The sequence below is a fragment of the Rhizobium ecuadorense genome, from assembly GCF_001187535.1.
Classification (GTDB): domain Bacteria; phylum Pseudomonadota; class Alphaproteobacteria; order Rhizobiales; family Rhizobiaceae; genus Rhizobium; species Rhizobium ecuadorense.
This window is the reverse complement of sequence record NZ_LFIO01001269.1, coordinates 1-352: the sequence shown is the minus strand read 5'-3', so window position 1 is coordinate 352 and position 352 is coordinate 1. Positions and strand designations below refer to the sequence as shown.

At 57.4% G+C, this 352-nt stretch carries 1 protein-coding gene; it reads left to right on the top strand.

Annotated features, from left to right (window positions below; translation table 11 throughout):
• Window positions 1–18: 18 nt before the first annotated feature.
• Complete coding sequence (locus AF337_RS27190; protein ID WP_026230635.1) at window positions 19–294, top strand: DUF1488 family protein; 276 nt, start codon at window positions 19–21, stop codon at window positions 292–294.
• The last annotated feature ends 58 nt before the right edge of the window (window positions 295–352 follow it).

The window sequence follows — 352 nt, the reverse complement described above, 5'->3', positions numbered from 1 at the left end:
GAGCCCGCCGGTCCAACCATGGCGCTAGCGTTTCTAAACCAAAGCCGAAGCTTCGATGCTGTGAGAAATGCTGTGCGCTTCGTCGGCCATGACGGCATGTTCCAGGTGTTGTTCTTCATCGAGGTTGGCGCACTGGCGAAATCCGATGCCGCATTGCAAAGAACCGAGCCTTCGGAAGCGAGGTGGCTTTCCTCCTTCGACACCCTGCGCAACTCCATTCAGGACGTGGCGCACAAAGCCTATTCCTACCGCCGCCGCGCCTTCTATACTCTAACTGCGGCGGATTTCCGCTAGACGGATCCGGACGCGCGAGAACGCTCCATGTTGATCCGTTATGGCTATGAAATGACGC

What these genes read in the sequence shown, in the direction of transcription:
- AF337_RS27190 (WP_026230635.1), top strand. Translation starts at nt 19, where the DNA reads ATGGCGCTAGCGTTTCTAAACCAAAGCCGAAGCTTCGATGCTGTGAGA.